We start from the raw sequence: 610 nt of genomic DNA on the forward strand, positions 1-610 counted from the left end.
GAAGTCATAGGCACCGTAGCGGTCCCGCCGAGTAGTGGTTGTCGGTGAAACGTCGGTCGGCAGAACACGGCCGGACGAAATCGCCCGTTCGGCGTCGATCAGTACCGCGACGGGATGAAGGCCATCCCGGCGAGCATGATCGACGAGAGCACGGAGAGAACGAGGACGCGCGAGAGACCGCTGTTGTACTGGTTGAACCGGTCGATCTCGGCGGCTTGCGCCTCGTACGACTCGATGTCGGTCGTCATCTGGAGCGTGGAGGCGTCGGGGAAGTGCGCGACGAAGTTCGTGCCGCTAAGCGTCAGCTCCGAGTGCTGCGAGACCTCCACCGACTCCGTCTGCGTGGTCTCGTACACGACGACCGCGCCGCCGGCGGTCACGTCGTCGACGGTCACCGTCTGCCCGCCGTAGTCGAACGTCTCGCCCGTCGCGTACGTCCGCTCTTCGGGGAGGAACTCGGAGACGGCGAGTAATGCGAGCGTCGCGCCGACGAAGAGCGGTAGCAGCCCGAATCCGTCGATCCGCGACGCCGGTCCGAGGGTGAATATGTTCCACCCGACGAGTGCCAGCCCGATCGCGAGCAGCGCGGCACGCTCGATGAAAGCCGTCC

General features: G+C 65.7%; 1 pseudogene. It reads right to left on the minus strand.

The window, feature by feature from the left end:
• Window positions 1–98: 98 nt before the first annotated feature.
• Window positions 99–610 (minus strand): annotated as a pseudogene (locus EXE42_RS16430) (hypothetical protein); the annotation flags it as partial.

Source organism: Halorubrum sp. SP3 (assembly GCF_005435195.1).
GTDB classification, from domain to species: domain Archaea; phylum Halobacteriota; class Halobacteria; order Halobacteriales; family Haloferacaceae; genus Halorubrum; species Halorubrum sodomense.